This window comes from Thiomonas sp. X19 (assembly GCF_900089495.1).
Lineage (GTDB): Bacteria > Pseudomonadota > Gammaproteobacteria > Burkholderiales > Burkholderiaceae_C > Thiomonas_A.
Map to the genome: position 1 here is coordinate 1,387,860 of NZ_LT605203.1, position 16,514 is coordinate 1,404,373.

Annotated in this window: 13 protein-coding genes; 9 read left to right on the forward strand and 4 right to left on the reverse strand. The window is 65.9% G+C overall.

The genetic code is table 11. From position 1 onward, the window contains the following. Positions 1 to 8 precede the first annotated feature (8 nt). From THIX_RS06480 to THIX_RS06510, 7 genes are all read left to right on the forward strand, one after another. Positions 9 to 1,886 (forward strand): alpha/beta fold hydrolase, encoded by a 1,878-nt coding sequence (locus THIX_RS06480; protein ID WP_112485572.1) that lies wholly within the window; start codon positions 9 to 11, stop codon positions 1,884 to 1,886. Between the two features lie 74 nt (positions 1,887 to 1,960). Further along, positions 1,961 to 3,142 carry an acetyl-CoA C-acetyltransferase gene (locus THIX_RS06485; protein WP_112485573.1) on the forward strand — a complete coding sequence of 394 codons (1,182 nt, stop codon included), beginning with the start codon at positions 1,961 to 1,963 and terminating at the stop codon, positions 3,140 to 3,142. 60 nt (positions 3,143 to 3,202) lie between these two features. Continuing rightward, the gene (gene phbB, locus THIX_RS06490; protein WP_112485574.1) at positions 3,203 to 3,943 is read left to right on the forward strand and encodes an acetoacetyl-CoA reductase; all 741 of its coding nucleotides are present in this window, start codon (positions 3,203 to 3,205) and stop codon (positions 3,941 to 3,943) included. Between the two features lie 133 nt (positions 3,944 to 4,076). Then, positions 4,077 to 4,619: a polyhydroxyalkanoate synthesis repressor PhaR gene (gene phaR / locus THIX_RS06495; RefSeq protein ID WP_112485575.1), complete on the forward strand. Its 543-nt coding sequence runs from the start codon at positions 4,077 to 4,079 to the stop codon at positions 4,617 to 4,619. Between the two features lie 64 nt (positions 4,620 to 4,683). After that, a complete protein-coding gene (gene rimO / locus THIX_RS06500) occupies positions 4,684 to 6,093 on the forward strand; it encodes a 30S ribosomal protein S12 methylthiotransferase RimO (RefSeq protein WP_199195244.1) in 1,410 nt (469 codons plus the stop codon). 88 nt (positions 6,094 to 6,181) lie between these two features. Further along, entirely contained in the window at positions 6,182 to 6,844 is a 663-nt protein-coding gene (queE, locus tag THIX_RS06505; protein ID WP_112485576.1) for a 7-carboxy-7-deazaguanine synthase, read from the forward strand. Next, positions 6,841 to 7,206, forward strand: a complete 366-nt coding sequence (locus THIX_RS06510) for a 6-carboxytetrahydropterin synthase (protein WP_112485577.1) — start codon at positions 6,841 to 6,843, stop codon at positions 7,204 to 7,206. Before queE ends, THIX_RS06510 begins: the two co-directional genes overlap by 4 nt. Positions 7,207 to 7,254: 48 nt before the next feature. Here the strand turns inward: THIX_RS06510 and THIX_RS06515 are convergent, their stop codons facing one another. Next, positions 7,255 to 8,094 (reverse strand): sulfite exporter TauE/SafE family protein, encoded by an 840-nt coding sequence (locus tag THIX_RS06515; protein ID WP_112485578.1) that lies wholly within the window; start codon positions 8,092 to 8,094, stop codon positions 7,255 to 7,257. A gap of 275 nt (positions 8,095 to 8,369) precedes the next feature. On the opposite strand from THIX_RS06515, the gene THIX_RS06520 reads away from it, so the two are divergent. Further along, complete coding sequence (locus tag THIX_RS06520; protein WP_112485579.1) at positions 8,370 to 8,915, forward strand: acetate uptake transporter family protein; 546 nt, start codon at positions 8,370 to 8,372, stop codon at positions 8,913 to 8,915. Positions 8,916 to 8,982: 67 nt separating this feature from the next. Here the strand turns inward: THIX_RS06520 and THIX_RS06525 are convergent, their stop codons facing one another. The 3 genes from THIX_RS06525 to argA form a co-directional block, all read right to left on the reverse strand. Further along, positions 8,983 to 10,218 carry an OmpP1/FadL family transporter gene (locus tag THIX_RS06525; RefSeq protein WP_112485580.1) on the reverse strand — a complete coding sequence of 412 codons (1,236 nt, stop codon included), beginning with the start codon at positions 10,216 to 10,218 and terminating at the stop codon, positions 8,983 to 8,985. Between the two features lie 289 nt (positions 10,219 to 10,507). Further along, positions 10,508 to 10,783, reverse strand: a complete 276-nt coding sequence (locus THIX_RS06530; protein WP_112485581.1) for an oxidative damage protection protein — start codon at positions 10,781 to 10,783, stop codon at positions 10,508 to 10,510. Between the two features lie 72 nt (positions 10,784 to 10,855). After that, complete coding sequence (gene argA, locus THIX_RS06535; RefSeq protein WP_112485582.1) at positions 10,856 to 12,181, reverse strand: amino-acid N-acetyltransferase; 1,326 nt, start codon at positions 12,179 to 12,181, stop codon at positions 10,856 to 10,858. A 59-nt stretch (positions 12,182 to 12,240) separates the two neighbouring features. Between argA and hrpA the strand changes: the two genes are divergently transcribed. Then, positions 12,241 to 16,335 (forward strand): ATP-dependent RNA helicase HrpA, encoded by a 4,095-nt coding sequence (gene hrpA / locus THIX_RS23995; RefSeq protein ID WP_112485583.1) that lies wholly within the window; start codon positions 12,241 to 12,243, stop codon positions 16,333 to 16,335. Positions 16,336 to 16,514 lie beyond the last annotated feature (179 nt).

Genomic DNA, 16,514 nt, shown 5'->3' on the forward strand with positions numbered 1-16,514 from the left:
GTTTCCTCATGTCAGCCCAGCCCTTTGCATCCGCCCGTACGACAGACAGTGCATCCAACTCATCCGATGCTTCCGCGGCGTCGCCCTCGGCATGGGTCGAAGGTCTGCAGCAGGCGTTCACCGCCGCCCTGCAGACGGCGGGCGATCAGGCCCATTCGCTGCGGCTCGACCCGGCCCGCGTCGCCGACATCCAGGGCCGATTCGGGCGTGAGTACGCCGATCTGTGGAGCAGCCTGCTGGGCAGCAGCGCCCAGCCGATCGAGGTCAAGGACCGGCGCTTCGCCGCCGAGAGTTGGCGCGAGAACCGTTTTTCCACCTACACCGCGGCCCTGTATTTGCTGGGCGCACGCGCCTTGCTCGAACTGGTGGACGCGGTGCAGGCCGATGCCAAGACCCAGCAGAAAATCCGTTTCGCCGTGCAGCAGTGGGTGGACGCCGCGGCCCCGAGCAACATCTGGGCGCTCAACCCCGAAGCCATGCAAACCGCCTTGCAAACCCAGGGCGAGAGCCTGCGCCGGGGCATGGACAACCTGCTGGCCGATTTGCGCCGGGGCAAGATCACCCAGACCGACGAGCGCGAATTCGAGGTCGGCCGCAACGTCGCCACCAGCGAGGGCGCCGTGGTGTTCGAGAACCCCTGGTTCCAGCTCATCGACTACAAACCCTTGGCGGCGCAGGTGCATGCGCGGCCGCTGTTCATCGTGCCGCCGTGCATCAACAAGTTCTACATCCTCGATCTGCAGCCGGCCAATTCGCTGGTGCGCTACGCCCTGGAGCAGGGCCAGCGTGTGCTGCTGATGTCGTGGCGCAACCCGGATGCGAGCTGCGCCCACTGGACCTGGGACGACTACATCGAACAAGGCGTGCTGCGCGCCATCGCGGTGGCGGGTGAAATCGCCGCGGCTTCGGCCCTGGCGGCCAAGCCGGCTCCATCGGGCAAGGCTGCGCATGCAGCGAAAGCCGGCAAGGCCACAGCCAAAACGGGCGACACGTCAGCGCCACTGCCGCAGGGCGGCATCAACGCCTTGGGATTTTGCGTCGGCGGCACGCTGCTGGGCACCGCGCTGGCCGTGCTGGCAGCCAGGGGCGAGAGGCCGGTGCACAGTGTCACCTTCCTCACCACCATGCTGGATTTCTCCGAAACGGGCATTCTCGACGTGTTCATCGACGAAGCACAGGTGCGCTTGCGCGAGGCCACCATCGGCAAGGGCGGCCTGCTCGCCGGGGCCGAACTGGCGGCGGCTTTTTCCAGCCTGCGCCCCAACGACCTGACCTGGAATTACGTGGTGGGCAACTACCTCAAGGGCGAAACCCCGCCACCCTTCGACCTGCTGTACTGGAACGCCGACAGCACCAATCTGCCCGGTCCCATGCTGGCCTGGTATCTGCGCAACACCTATCTGGAAAACAAGCTGTCCAGACCCAACGCGGTCAGCGTGACGGGCATGCCGGTGGATTTGCGGCGCATCACCATTCCGGCGTATGTGTACTCCTCGCGCGAGGATCACATCGTGCCCTGGCATGCGGGCTACGCCTCGGCCTTGCTGCTGGGTGGCGCGACCCGATTCGTGCTGGGCGCTTCGGGGCATATCGCCGGCGTCATCAACCCGGCGTCGAAGAACAAGCGCAGCCACTGGCGGCTGGAACAACCGACCCCCAAAGCGCAAGCGAACGACAAGCGCAAGACATTGTCCAACTCCCTTCCAGCCACGCCTGCCGCGTGGCTGGAACAGGCCGCGGAACATCCTGGAAGCTGGTGGCCGGACTGGGCCGCGTGGTTGGCGGAGCAGGGCGGCCCGCTGCAGCCCGCGCCCAAGCATTACGGTGGCGCCGCTTACGAGCCGATCGAACCCGCCCCTGGGCGTTATGTCAAGGTCAGGGCATGATTCCTGCCGGACCTTGCGCGTCAAACGACTGATTTTTCTTTTTCGTCCACATCCCCAACCCAGGACATTTCTCCATGAGTGAAGACATCGTGATCGTTTCGGCCGTGCGTACGGCCGTGGGTAAATTCGGCGGCTCGCTGGCCAAGACTTCGGCGGTCGACCTGGGCGCGCTGGTGGTGAAAACGGCCATCGCCCGTGCCGGCATCGAGCCCGGGCAGGTGTCGGAAGTCATCATGGGCCAGGTGCTGCAGGCGGGCGTGGGCCAGAACGCGGCACGCCAGAGCCTGATCAAGGCCGGCTTGCCGGACATGGTCCCGGCCATGACCATCAACAAGGTGTGCGGCTCGGGTTTGAAGGCTGTGATGCTGGCGGCGCAGGCGGTGGCCCTGGGCGACGCCGAGATCGTCGTCGCCGGCGGGCAGGAGAACATGAGCGCCTCGCCCCATGTGCTGCCGGGCTCGCGCGACGGCATGCGCATGGGCAACTGGAACCTGATCGACACCATGATCACCGACGGCCTGTGGGATGCTTTCAACCACTATCACATGGGCACCACCGCCGAGAACGTGGCGAAGAAATACGGCGTCACGCGCGAGATGCAGGACGCTTTCGCCGCCGCCAGCCAGAACAAGGCCGAGGCGGCGCAGAAGTCCGGCCGCTTCACCGATGAAATCGTGCCGGTGATGCTGCCGCAGAAAAAGGGGGATCCCGTCGCCTTCGCCACCGACGAGTTCGTGCGCCACGGCGCCACCGCCGAAAGCCTCGCCGGGCTCAAGCCGGCGTTCGACAAGGCCGGCACGGTCACCGCCGGCAATGCCTCCGGCCTGAACGACGGCGCGGCCGCGGTGGTGGTGATGTCGGCCAAGCGCGCCGCGTCGCTGGGGCTCAAGCCGTTGGCGACCATTCGCGCCTACGCCAACGCCGGACTCGACCCCGCCTACATGGGCATGGGCCCGGTGCCGGCGTCCACGCGCTGCCTGTCGCGCGCGGGCTGGTCGCCGCAAGACCTGGATCTGATGGAAATCAACGAGGCGTTCGCCGCCCAGGCCATCGCCGTGAACCAGCAGATGGGCTGGGACACGAGCAAGGTCAACGTCAACGGTGGCGCCATCGCCATCGGCCACCCCATCGGGGCCAGCGGTTGCCGCATCCTGGTCACGCTGCTGCACGAAATGAACAAGCGCGACGCGAAAAAGGGCCTGGCCTCGCTGTGCATCGGCGGTGGCATGGGCGTGGCCCTGGCGCTGCAGCGCTGAAGCGCCGCAGCGCACCGAATTTCCATCGACACACCATCACAACAACCCGAGGAGCAAACGATGAGCAAGAAAGTGGCATATGTCACGGGGGGCATGGGCGGCATCGGCACCGCCATCTGCCGGCGCTTGTGCGAGGCCGGACACAAGGTGATTGCGGGCTGCGGCCCCAATTCCTCGCGCAAGGACGGCTGGCTGCAGACCATGCGCGGCCAGGGGCTGGACGTTTACGCCTCGGAGGGCAATGTGGCCGACTGGGACTCGACCTGCGCTGCGTTCCAGAAGGTGTTCGCTGAACACGGCCAGGTCGACATCCTGGTGAACAACGCCGGCATCACCCGCGACGCGGTGTTTCGCAAGATGAGCTACGACGATTGGGACAAGGTGATGAAGACCAACCTCTATTCCATGTTCAACGTGACCAAGCAGGTCATCGACGGCATGGTCGAGCGCGGCTGGGGGCGGGTCATCAACATCTCTTCGGTCAATGGCGAGAAAGGGCAGTTCGGCCAAAGCAACTACTCCGCCGCCAAGGCCGGCATGCATGGCTTCACCATGGCGCTGGCGCAGGAAGTGGCGTCCAAGGGCGTGACCATCAACACCATCGCGCCGGGCTATATCGCCACCGACATGGTCAAGGCCATCCGGCAGGACGTGCTCGACAAGATCGTCGCCACCATTCCGGTCAAGCGCCTGGGCAAGCCGGAGGAGGTCGGTTCGCTGGTCACCTGGCTGGCCAGCGACGACGGCGCCTTCGTCACCGGGGCCGAGTTGTCCATCAATGGCGGCCTGCACATGAGCTGAGATGGGCCGCAGCCCCGGCCGCCGTTGATGCGTGAGGGTTTGTCTGCACGCAAACGGTGGGTCGGGACGGCTGCGGATCGCAGTTTCTGTGCTCCAATCGAGTGCAATCCCGCAGTTTCCGCATCGCACCGACATGGCCAATCCAGAGACTCCCCAGCGCGTCATCAAGAAATACCCGAACCGGCGGCTCTACGACACGGAAACCAGCGCCTACATCACGCTGGTGGATGTGAAGGCGCTGGTGATGGAGGGTGGGCGCTTCGTGGTGCAGGACGCCAAGACCGGCGCCGACCTGACCCGCAGCATCCTGCTGCAGATCATTCTTGAGGAGGAGGCGGGTGGCATGCCCATGCTGAGCACGGCCATGCTGGAGCAGCTCATCCGCTTCTACGGCAATGCCATGCAGGGCATGATGGGCAGTTACCTGGAAAAAACCGTGCAGTCTTTCATCGACATCCAGGGAAAGTTGGCCGAGCAGTCGCGCGGACTCTATGACAGCCGCAGCTTCAGTCCCGAGATGTGGTCGCAATTCTTGAGCGGCCAGGCGCCCATGCTCCAAGGCATGATGGGCAGCTACCTCGAGCAGAGCAAAATTCTGTACATGCAGATGCAGGAGCAGATGCAGCAACAGACCAAGCAGATGCTCGGCGCCTTCCAGCCGCCGCCGAAGAAGTAGGCGGGCAGGCGGGCTCTCCCCGCTGCCGGGGCAGGGGTGCGGGTGCTCAGCGACAATAGCGCCCATGACTGAAACCCCCATCACCTTGATGCCGGCGCCGCTGGCGCCTCCCAAGAGCCCGCCCAGAATCGGCTTTGTCTCACTCGGCTGCCCCAAGGCTCTGGTCGATTCCGAGCGCATCCTGTCGCAACTGCGCGCCGAAGGCTACGACACCAGCAAGAGCTATGACGGTGCCGATCTGGTCATCGTCAACACCTGCGGCTTCATCGACGCCGCCGTGCAGGAAAGCCTGGACGCCATCGGCGAGGCGCTGCACGCCAACGGCAAGGTCGTGGTCACCGGCTGCCTGGGCGCGCGTGCCGGCGCCGACGGCGCCAATCTGGTGCAGGCGGTGCACCCCAAGGTGCTGGCCGTCACCGGACCGCATGCCACCGACGAGGTCATGCAGCATGTGCATGCGCATCTGCCCAAGCCGCACGATCCCTTCGTCGATCTGCTGCCGCCCGGCGGGCTCAAGCTCACGCCGCGGCATTACGCCTATCTCAAAATTTCCGAAGGCTGCAACCACCGCTGCACCTTCTGCATCATCCCCAGCATGCGCGGCGATCTGGTGTCGCGGCCCATTGGCGATGTGCTGAACGAGGCTCGCGCCCTGCTGCAGGCCGGCGTGAAAGAGCTGCTGGTGGTCAGCCAGGACACATCCGCTTACGGCGTGGACGTGAAATACCGCACCGGCTTCTGGGACGGCCGCCCCATCCGCACCCGCTTCACCGAGCTGGCGCAGGAGCTGGCGGCGCTGGCCGAGCAGCACGACGCCTGGGTGCGCCTGCACTATGTCTACCCCTACCCGCATGTGGACGAGGTGCTGCCGCTGATGGCGCAGGGCCGCGTGCTGCCCTATCTCGACGTGCCCTTCCAGCATGTCCACCCGGACGTGCTCAAGCGCATGAAGCGCCCGGCCAGCGGCGAGCGCAATCTGGAGCGCATCGCCCGCTGGCGCGAAGCCTGCCCCGAGGTCGTCATCCGCTCCACCTTCATCGCCGGTTTCCCCGGCGAGACCGAGGCCGAGTTCGACACCCTGCTCGACTTCATCCGCGAGGCCGAACTCGACCGCGTCGGCTGCTTTGCCTACTCGCCGGTGGATGGCGCCTTGGCCAACGAGTTGCCACACGCCGTGCCGCAGGCCGTGCGCGAGGAGCGCCAGGCGCGCTTCATGGCCGTGGCCGAAGAAGTCTCCACGCGCAAGCTCAAGCGCCGCATCGGCCAGGACCTGCGGGTGCTGGTGGATCTGGCCAACCGCAGCGGCGCCGTGGCGCGCTCGTTCGCCGACGCCCCCGAGATCGACGGCAGGGTGCTGATCCGCGAGCCGGCCAAGCCCTCGCACAAGATGCGCCTGGCGCAAAGCGCGGGGCAGTTCGTGCGCGCCCGCGTGGTGGGCACGCAAGGGCACGATCTGGTGGCCGATCTGCTCTGAGCCCCGGCAACGCCGCCGCACCCCGCCGCTGCACGTCGACTGCAGCGGTCAGCCGAACCCTGAATAGCCGTCTTCCCGAACGTCATCCATGACCTACACCGTCAAGGAAATTTTCTACACCCTGCAAGGCGAAGGCGCCAATGCCGGCCGCGCGGCCGTGTTCTGCCGCTTCGCCGGCTGCAATCTATGGACCGGTCGCGAGCAGGACCGCGCCAGCGCCGTCTGTCGCTTCTGCGACACCGACTTCGTCGGCACCGACGGCACCCTGGGCGGCAAGTATGCCGAGGCCGCAGAGCTCGCGGCGTGCATCGCGGCGCAGTGGCCCGGCCCGGTGGTCACGCCGCCTCATTCCGCGTCAACACCGGCGCGGCGGCTGGTCGTGCTGACAGGCGGCGAGCCGCTGCTGCAGGTGGACGCGGCCCTGGTCGCGGCTTTGCATGCGCAGCAATTCGAAATCGCGGTGGAAACCAACGGCACGCAGGATGCGCCCGAAGGGCTCGACTGGATCTGCGTCAGCCCCAAGGCTGGGGCGCCCTTGCGCCTGACACGCGGCCACGAACTCAAGGTGGTCGTGCCGCAGCCGGAGTTGGACCTCGAAGCCCTTGCCGGACTGGCGTTCCAGCACCGCTACCTGCAGCCCATGGACGGCCCGGCGCTTGCGGCCAACACCCAATGGGCCATTGCCCACTGCCTGGCCGACCCGCGCTGGCGCCTGAGTCTGCAAACCCACAAGATCACCGGAATCCGATGAAAGTCGAACTTGCCCAGCGCTTTTACTTCGAAGCTGCGCATACCCTGAACCGCGAGCACGACCGCGACGGCAGCCTGCGGGTGCATGGCCACACCTATTGGGCCGAGGTTGCGGTGAAGGGCGAGCCCGATCCGGTCAGCGGCATGCTGGTGGACCTGGCCATCATTCGCCGCGAAATCGCACGCGTGCGCGAGCAGCTCGATCATCACCTGCTCGACGAGGTGCAGGGCCTGGGGCCGGCGACGCTGGAAAACCTCTGCGCCTATCTCTGGCGCCAGCTCCAGCCCAACTTGCCGCCGCTCGGCCATGTGGACGTCTGGCGCGAGGCCAGCGGCGACCGCTGCCGCCTCACCGCCGATTGACCCCGGCCCGGCTTGCGAACCCGAGGTTGTGCGCAGCCTTGGTCAGCGTCAGAGATGCATGCCGAAGGCCGAGAGGTTTCTGTACAGCATGTACACCGCGACCACCGCCACCAGACCGGCGAAAATCAGATTGAGCGCACCCTTGCTGGTCTTGCCCAGATGCGTGGCCACGCGCGTGCCGATCCAGCCGCCGACGATGCCGCCGCCGATATACAGGCCAGCCACCCCCCAGTCCAGCAGGCCCGAGCTGGCGTAGTTCAGCGCCGTGGTCAGGCCGAAGGTGCCGACCGACACCAGCGACGAGCCGATGGCCGTGATCATCGACATGCCGGTGGACAGCACCAGGCCGGGGACGATCAGAAAGCCGCCGCCGATGCCGAAGAAGCCCGACAACATGCCGACGATGGACGCGGCGATGCCGAGCTTGGCGGTCTTGGCCTTGGACGGGTGCTCGCTGGTCAAGTCTTGCGCGGTGCTGGCCTTGCGTGGCCGCAGCATGAGCGCGGCGATCACCAACATCAGAATGGCGAACAGGAACAGCAGCTTCTTGCCGTCCACCGCCTTGCCCAGGCTGGAGCCGACGAAAGCTGCCAGCGCACCGACGATGGCGAAAACAATCGCGTCTTTCCAGCGCACATTGCCGGCCCGCGCATGCGGAATGAGGTTGATATAGGCATTGGCCGAGACCGCCAGCGCCGTGGTGCCGATGACCACATGCGGGTTGGGATAGCCGACGAAGTACAGCAGCAGCGGCACGGCGAGGATGGAGCCGCCGCCCCCGATCAGTCCCAGGGAGAACCCCACGGCGAAGCCTGAAAGGATGGCGAAGAAGTGTTGCGTTGTGGTCAGCACCACGTCGGCGGATGTTGCGATGTGTTCAATGGGCATAGTCCCCAGAGCATACGAGACAGGAACCTCAAAAGCTGTGAGGACTTGTGCCAACTCAGTGAGCAGTTGTTCGTTCCGTGCGTGGCGTCAAAACACACTCGGGGCGACACACTACTGAACGTAACAAAACTGACCGAACCTTGCTGCGTAGGGCGGCCGTAAGTCGGCGCGGCGAAATTGCAAGTCTGCGCGGACAAGCGTCCGCGGCAGGCGCGCCCTGCGCATACCGAGGCCGTACAGGCTCCGGCCAACACCATTGAGACAGGAGACAAGACATGGACAAGAAAGCAATCAATCCCGCCCCACTCGGGCTATCGGGCTTCGCCCTCACCACATGGCTGCTCAGCATGGTCAACGCCGGCTGGTTCCCCGGCCTGGACGTACCCATGGTGCTGGCGAGCGCGTTCGCCTTTGGCGGCACGGCGCAATTCGTCGCCGGGGTGATGGAGGCCGGCGCCGGCAACGGCTTCGGCTTTGTCGCGTTCTGCGGATACGGCGCGTTCTGGTGGAGCTTCGCCCTGTTCGTCGATTTCTTCGCCAAAGGCGTGCAAGGCCCGTTCGTCGGCTGGTATCTGCTGCTGTGGGGCGTGTTCACCACCTATATGTGGATCGCCACCTGGAAAAAAGGCAAGGTGCTGATGCTGGTGTTCACCGCCTTGGTTCCCACGTTCTTCCTGCTGGCCGCAGGGGCCATGACTGGCAATGGCGGTCTCACCGTGTTCGGCGGCTATCTGGGCCTGGTGACGGCTGCGCTGGCCTTCTATCTGGCGGGCGCCGAAATCATCAATGAATCCTGGGGGAGGGTGGTGTTGCCGGTCTGAGCGTCGCACCCGCCAATAACAAAAAACCGCGGCCGAGGCCGCGGTTTTTTCGTTGGGAAGAAACGGATCAGTACTTGTAGCCGATCGACACGCCCAGGGTGTCCTGGTCCATGCTGAGTTGCTCGGTGCCGCCTGGGCCATACGGGGGTGGAGAGAGTTGTCCCGTGACGGTGTTCTTGAACGCATGCACATAGTCGGCCGAGATTTCCATCTTCTTGCTCAGGGCATAAGTCAAACCGAGCGTGAGGTGGTCCTTGACGACGCCGGGGGCGACCGTGTTGAAGAACACGTTTTGCGAGGTCACGGGGTTGTCGCTGTGGTTCCAGCCCGCGCGCAGGGTGAGCGCTTCGTCGAGTGCGTACGCCACGCCAAGTTTGACCACGGTGACATCAGTCCAGCCAAATCCAGGGCCATTGGCCGCGCCGAGTTGATATTGCCCGAAGGTCGTCGACGTGTTGCCTATTGCGCTCACGCCGCTGTAGAGAATGCGCTCCACATCGCCCGCAACCGTCCATTGCTGGTTCGGCTGCCAGGCGAAGCCGATGCCGTAATTGGCCGGGATGTCGAAACTCCCGCCATCGGCGAACAGGCCTTTGTAGGCGCTGAACTTGCTCATATGGGTTTTCGGCTGGTAGGTCGCGCCGAGGGAGAAGCCGGGGGCCAGTTGTCCGATCCAGCCGATGCGCACGCCCACGCCATCTGAGGAGTCATGGCCAGGAGGGTTGGTCAGGCTTTGCGGGTATTGCGAATAACCGCCAAAGGCTTGTAGGCCGTTGGCGCGGAACGATTGGTGCACGATGTTCACAGCCACCCCTATTGTGTTGCTGGGCGTGACGCGCCATGCGAAGCTCGGCGCAATGAACATCTGTTGCAGGTCGACGCCGGCGCCGTTCATGAGGCCCGTTTGGGAGTTCATGATGGTACTGTAGCCGGAGTTCATGCCGCCATTGCCGTACAGGCTGATGCCTGCGGACATGGTCGGATTGATCATGTAGTTCGCACCGATTTCCGGGATCAGGAAGTTGCTCGTGTCGTTGCCGCTATAGGTCGTGCCGTTGATGTCGGCTTGACGGTTCGGGCGGAACAGGCTGATGCCGCCGTCGACGCGGTTGCCGATGAGCGCCATGCCGGCGGGGTTGGTCGCGGCTGCGAGTGCATCTTGCGGCAGGGCGATGCCCGCGCCGCCCATGCCGACGGATTTGACGCTGTAGCCGGGCTGGAAGTAACCGTCGGTGGCGTTGGCCGCGCCGGGGGTGATGACGCCTGCGAGGAGCAGGGCTGCGGCAAGTTTTTTCAGATGCATGAATTTGTCTCCCTTGGTGGGGCCGGGTTTCGGCTCCAAGATGGCTGTTGAGTAGCACTGCGATGCGAAGCAGGGCCCGGGACGAATACTGAAACTTAGTAGCAGTATTTCGACAACTTCATGCTAGAGGGCAGGGTTATGACATCCCAATCCTGTTTTCCCGATATTGACGTGCGGCGAAATTTATGGCAGGAAAATCAAAACCGACGTTCGACGGAATTGGGTTCGAGCCAGGCTCCGCAGCGGCATGCGGCAAGCAGCAGCGTCAAGCGGTCGAGCTGGACGCGCGTCAACCCGTTGTCGGTGGCACGTAGCCGACGGGCTGATCCGCACCTTCGCCGAAGAAGAAACGCTCCATCTGCCGTGCCAGGTATTTGCGGGCGTTGGCATCGGCCAGGTTCAACCGGTTCTCGTTCACCAGCATGGTCTGGTGCTTGAGCCAGCCCTGCCAGGCTTCTTTCGAGACGTTGTCATAAATGCGCTTGCCGAGTTCGCCGGGGTAGGGGGCGAAGTCCAGACCTTCGGCCTCGTGGCCGAGTTTGACGCAATTCACCATGCGGGTCATGTGGGTTCCTGTGGGGTTGAAGGAGAAGGGCAATACGCAAGGGCAGCGGCGCCGGGCGCAGCTTGTGCGCCGTCAGACCAGACGTTTGACCAGCACGCGCGAGCGGCGTTGGTCGTCGTAGCGCTGGCTGCGTTCGGGGGGAAGCCAGTCGCGCTCCACCGGCACGAAACCGCGCTTGATGAACCAGTGCATGGTGCGGGTGGTGAGCACGAAAATGCTCTGCAGTCCGGCAGCGCGGGCCTGCAACTCGATGCGCTTGAGAATGCGCTCGCCGTCGCCCTGGCCCTGCGCGGAGGGATCGACCGTGAGCGCGGCCATCTCGCCGGTCTTGTGTTCGGGGTAGGGATACAGCGCGGCGCAGCCGAAGATGACGCCGTCGTGCTCCAGCACGGTGTAGTTGGCGATGTCGCGCTCGATCTCGGTGCGGCTGCGCTTGACCAGCACGCCCTGCGCTTCCAGCGGCTCGATGAGTTGCAGGATGCCGCCGACGTCGTCGGCCGTGGCTTCGCGCAGATGCTCCAGATGCTCGTCGGCAATCATCGTGCCCACGCCGTCGTGGGTGAACAGCTCCAGCAGCAGGGCGCCGTCGAGCGCGTAGGGAATGATGTGCGCGCGGTCCACGCCGCCGCGCACCGCGCGCAACGCATGGCGCAGGTAGAAGGCGGTGTCGGTGGGCTGCTGCGGGTCGGGCAGGCGGGCGAGCAGGGCTTCGGCCTGGGCCACGGTGAGTTCGGGCAGCAAGTGGTGGTCTTCGCCAATCACGCCGTCCACCTCCGTGACGAGCACCAGTTTTTGCGCCTTGACGGCTACCGCCACGCTGCTGGCCACGTCTTCCATGCTGAGGTTGAAGGCCTCGCCGGTGGGCGAGAAGCCGAAGGGCGACATCAGCACCACGGCGCCGTATTCCAGCGCCCGCTGGATGGTGGGGGCGTCCACCTTGCGCACCAGGCCGGTGTGCTGGAAGTCCAGGCCGTCGATCACCCCCACCGGGCGGGCGGTGATGAAATTGCCCGACACCACGCGCAGCGACGCGCCGGCCATGGGCGTGTTGGGCAGGCCTTGCGAGAAGGTGGCCTCGATCTCGAAACGCAGTTGACCGGCCGCCTCCTGCGCCGCGTCCAGCGCCACCTCGTCGGTCACGCGCATGCCGTGGGCATAGCGCGAGCCCACGCCTTTCTCTTTGAGTTGCGCCTCCACCTGCGGCCGAAAACCGTGGATGAGCACGATGCGCACGCCCATCGCCGCCAGCAGCGCCACGTCCTGCACCAGGGCGTTGAGCTTGCCCGCGGCAATCAGCTCACCGGCGATGGCGACGACGAAGGTCTTGCCGCGGTGGGCGTGGATGTAGGGCGCAACGGAACGCAGCCATTGCACGAACTGGGACTGTTCTTCGATCATCCTGGAATTATCCGGGATGATGGGCGCATGGCTGAAAATGGACGCTTTGCCAAGCACCCATGCTCCCCAAGCCTCGCCTCGTCAACCCGATTCCGCCCGTGCAGTTTCCTGCCGAGCTGCCCGTCAGCGGCCGGCGCGACGACATCGCCGCCGCCATCGCCGCGCATCAGGTGGTCATCGTCTGCGGCGAGACCGGCTCGGGCAAGACCACGCAACTGCCGAAGATCGCGCTGGCGCTGGGCCGCGGGCTGGGTGCGGGTGGCAGCGGGCTGATCGGCCATACCCAGCCGCGCCGCCTGGCGGCGGTGACGGTGGCGCGGCGCATCGCCCAGGAAATCGGCACGCCGCTGGGCGAGCATGTCGGCTACAAGGTGCGCTTCGCCGACCGCTTCCAGCCTGGCGCCTCGGTGAAGCTGATGACCGACGGCATCCTGCTGGCCGAAACCCAGGGCGATCCGCTGCTGCGCGCCTACGACACGCTCATCATCGACGAGGCGCATGAGCGCAGCCTCAACATCGACTTCCTGCTCGGCTACATCCGCAACATCCTGCCGCGCCGGCCGGACCTGAAAGTCGTCATCACTTCGGCCACCATCGATGCCGAGCGGTTTGCGCGGCATTTCGAAACCGCGCGCGGGCTGGCACCGGTCATTGAAGTATCGGGCCGGCTGTATCCGGTCGAAATGCGCTGGCGCCCCTATGGTGTGGATGCCCAGCCCCGTGCTGGCGCACCCGCTGCCGCAGAACTGGCACCCCGTGCTCAGGCGCAGCGCGAGGAGCGCGACTTGCACGCCGCCATCTGCGACGCGGTGGACGAACTCTGGCGCGAAGGCAGCGGCGACATCCTCGTGTTCCTGCCCGGCGAGCGCGAAATCCGCGAAGCCACCGAGGCGCTGCGCAAGCACCATCTCGACACCTCGCGGCGCGGCGTCGACATCCTGCCGCTGTACGCGCGGCTGTCGCAGGCCGAGCAGGACCACGTGTTCCAGAGTGGCGGCGGGCGGCGCGTGGTGCTGGCGACGAACGTGGCGGAAACCTCGCTCACGGTGCCGGGCATCCGCTACGTGATCGATGCCGGCAGCGCGCGGGTGAAGCGCTACAGCTACCGGCAGAAGGTCGAGCAGTTGCAGGTCGAGCCGGTCAGCCAGGCGGCGGCCAACCAGCGCGCGGGGCGCTGCGGCCGCGTGGCCAACGGCATTTGCATCCGGCTGTATGACGAGGCTGATTTCAACGCCCGCCCGCGCTTCACCGACCCCGAAATCCTGCGCTCCTCGCTCGCCGCGGTGATTCTGCGCATGCAGGCGCTGGGGCTGGAGGGCATCGAGCAGTTTCCCTTCATCGACCCGCCGCCGCGCAAAGCCATTGCCGACGGCTACCAGTTGCTCAGCGAACTGGGCGCGGTGGATGCGCAAAACCAGCTCACCGAGGTGGGCCGCGAACTCGCCCGCCTGCCGCTGGATCCGCGCCTGGGCCGCATGATTCTGGAAGCGCGCAAGCTTGGCGCCTTGCATGAAGTCCTGATCATCGCCGCCGCACTCGCCGTGCAAGATCCGCGCGAACGCCCGGCCGACAGGCAGGAAGCCGCCGACACCGCGCACCGCCGCTTCGTCGAGGGCACGTCCGAACTGGCGGGCTGGCTGAAACTCTGGGCGCATTACCACGCGCTGGTGGCGCATAAAAAATCCAACCGCAAGCTGCACGATCAGTTGCGCGCCGAATTCCTCTCACCCATGCGCATGCGCGAGTGGCACGACATCCACAGCCAGTTGCTCACTGTGGCGGCGGAGCAGGGGTGGCGGGTCGATCCAAGTCAAGCGCCGGGCCGCCAGTCGCCAGAGTCGACTGGCCTTCGTGCCGTCCAAGCCCGCGCAGGCGGCCTTGGAGCCGCGGCGCTCAGCCCCAAGTCTGACTTGCCCCCTCGGGGGGCGGGCGCCGCGAGCGGCGACCTGGGGGCTGTTCCATCCATTGCGGCCAGTGATGAAAACGTCCACCTGAGCTTGCTGGCGGGGCTGCTCGGCAATGTCGGCTGCAAGGCGGATGACGGGCCGCATTATTTGGGCGCGCGCGGCATCAAATTCCTCATCCATCCGTCGTCGCCCATCGGCCGCAAGGCCGGGCGCTGGGTGATGGCGGCGGAGCTGGTGGAAACCACGCGGTTGTACGCGCGCGGCGTGGCGCGCATCGAGCCGCCGTGGATCGAGCGTGTCGGCGCGCATCTGCTGCAAAAAACCCTGCTGGAGCCGCATTGGGAAAAGACGCCGGCGCAGGTGGTGGCGTTCGAGCGCGCCACGCTGTATGGCCTGGTGGTCTACAACCAGCGCCGCATCGACTTCGGCCGTGTGAATCCGGCGCAGGCCCGCGAGCTGTTCATCCGCCACGCCCTGGTGGAAGGCGAGTGGGATTGCCGCTGGCCGTTTTTCGCCCACAACCGCAAGCTCATTGCCCAGGTCGAGGCGCTGGAAGACAAGGCGCGGCGGCGCGACGTGCTGGTGGACGAAGCCTTGATCGAAGCCTTTTACGAGCGCTTCATTCCGCCCGACGTGTTTGGCGGCACCAGCTTCGACACCTGGTATCGCCAGGCCAGCAAGGCCCAGCCGCGCCTGCTGTTCCTGGAGCGCGAAGCCCTGATGCGCCACGAGGCTGCCGGCATCACCACCGAGGCCTTCCCCACGCGCCTGCGCATCGGCGCGCTGGAGATGCAACTGGCGTACAGCTTCGACCCCGGCGGCGCGCGCGACGGCGTGACGGCCACCGTGCCGCTGGCCGCGCTTAACCAGATTCCCGAGCAGCGCTTGGCCTGGCTGGTGCCCGGCATGCTGGCCGACAAGCTCACCGCCTTGCTCAAGAGCCTGCCGCAAAAACTGCGCTCGCGCCTGGTGCCGCTGCCCGACACCGTGCGCCGGTTCGCCGCAGTCTTGAGTGCGCCCGAGCGCTACGCCCAGGGCGAACTGCTCGATGCCGTACGCGCCCTGGTGCGTGAGCACACCGGGCTGATTCCGCGCCCGGAAGACTTCAAGCTCGACACCCTGGGCCCGCATGTGCTGTTCAACCTGCGGGTGGTCGACGAGCAAGGGCGCCAACTGGGCATGAGCCGCAACCTCAGCCGTTTGCGCGCCGATCTCGCCGATGCCGCCCGCACCGCATTCCAGAACGCCGTGCGGGCACAAAGTGCGCAGGGCGCGGAACTGGAAACTGAGAACGGCCTTGCTGAACTGCCGGCGGCGCTGGCCGAGAGCAGCGCGCATCCCACCGAAACTCCGGGGGCGGAGGCGCGCGTGGCAGCCTCGGCGCAGGCCGAACCACGCTACATCGACTGGACTTTTGGCGAACTTCCCGAACTGCTCGAAATGCGCCGTGGGCAGCAGGCCCTGGTGGGTTTCCCGGCGCTCATCGACCGTGGCGACCATGTGCAGCTCGACGTGTTCGATACCCCGGAGGCGGCAAGCCGGGCGCACCGCGAAGGCCTGCGACGCCTGTTCGCGCTGCAGTTGCGCGAGCCGCTGAAAGCGGCCGAGAAAAACCTGCCGGATTTTCGGCAGGCCGCCATGCATTACATGCCGCTGGGCGCGGCCGATGATTTGCGCCGGCAAATTCTGGACGCCGCGCTCGACCTGGCCTTTCTCGCCGACCCGCTGCCGGCGAATGCGGCCAGCTTTGCCGCGCGCCTCGCCGCCGGCCGTCCGCGGCTGCAGCTGCTGGCGCAGGAAATGGGCCGTCTGGCGGCAACCATCCTCGCCGAATGGCATGCCGCCAGCAAGAAGCTCGTTGCGTTCAAACCGCAGGCGGCGCTGCATGCCGACATCACCGCGCAGCTGCGGGCGCTGCTGCCCAGGCGCTTCATGCTCGAACTGCCCGCAACCCAACGCGCGCACCTGCCGCGCTACCTCAAAGCGGTGCAACTGCGCCTCGACAAGTTCCGCGCCGACCCTGCGCGCGACGCTCAGCGCCAGGCCGAGATGACTCCCTTGCTGGCGCGGCTCAGGCGCGAACTGCAGCAAGCGCAGCAGGGCGGTGCCAGCCCCGACCCGCAACTCGTGGAGCTGCGCTGGATGCTGGAGGAATTGCGCGTCGCCCTGTTCGCGCAGGAATTGCGTACGCCCACGCCGGTGTCGGTCAAGCGCGTGGAAAAAGCCTGGGGCCAGTGGCGGGCGTGAGTCTTTTGGGCGTGCCATCCGCGATCTTCAAATTTGAAGTGTGGCGCCGCTGCATCCCGATTACCCGTGATTACCCTTAAAACATGACATTCCGTTACATGGATCACACCCGGTCACCGCGATTCTGTCGCGTTTGAATCTAACCTTTGACGAACAAGCGCGAACGGCATCACCCGCCC

Coding starts and splice junctions, on each gene's coding strand:
- THIX_RS06515 (WP_112485578.1), bottom strand. CDS start 8,094: ATGCCCATTGAACACATCGCAACATCCGCCGACGTGGTGCTGACCACA.
- THIX_RS06520 (WP_112485579.1), top strand. CDS start 8,370: ATGGACAAGAAAGCAATCAATCCCGCCCCACTCGGGCTATCGGGCTTC.
- THIX_RS06510 (WP_112485577.1), top strand. CDS start 6,841: ATGAAAGTCGAACTTGCCCAGCGCTTTTACTTCGAAGCTGCGCATACC.
- hrpA (WP_112485583.1), top strand. CDS start 12,241: ATGCTCCCCAAGCCTCGCCTCGTCAACCCGATTCCGCCCGTGCAGTTT.
- THIX_RS06525 (WP_112485580.1), bottom strand. CDS start 10,218: ATGCATCTGAAAAAACTTGCCGCAGCCCTGCTCCTCGCAGGCGTCATC.
- phaR (WP_112485575.1), top strand. CDS start 4,077: ATGGCCAATCCAGAGACTCCCCAGCGCGTCATCAAGAAATACCCGAAC.
- queE (WP_112485576.1), top strand. CDS start 6,182: ATGACCTACACCGTCAAGGAAATTTTCTACACCCTGCAAGGCGAAGGC.
- rimO (WP_199195244.1), top strand. CDS start 4,684: ATGACTGAAACCCCCATCACCTTGATGCCGGCGCCGCTGGCGCCTCCC.
- phbB (WP_112485574.1), top strand. CDS start 3,203: ATGAGCAAGAAAGTGGCATATGTCACGGGGGGCATGGGCGGCATCGGC.
- THIX_RS06530 (WP_112485581.1), bottom strand. CDS start 10,783: ATGACCCGCATGGTGAATTGCGTCAAACTCGGCCACGAGGCCGAAGGT.
- THIX_RS06485 (WP_112485573.1), top strand. CDS start 1,961: ATGAGTGAAGACATCGTGATCGTTTCGGCCGTGCGTACGGCCGTGGGT.
- THIX_RS06480 (WP_112485572.1), top strand. CDS start 9: ATGTCAGCCCAGCCCTTTGCATCCGCCCGTACGACAGACAGTGCATCC.
- argA (WP_112485582.1), bottom strand. CDS start 12,181: ATGATCGAAGAACAGTCCCAGTTCGTGCAATGGCTGCGTTCCGTTGCG.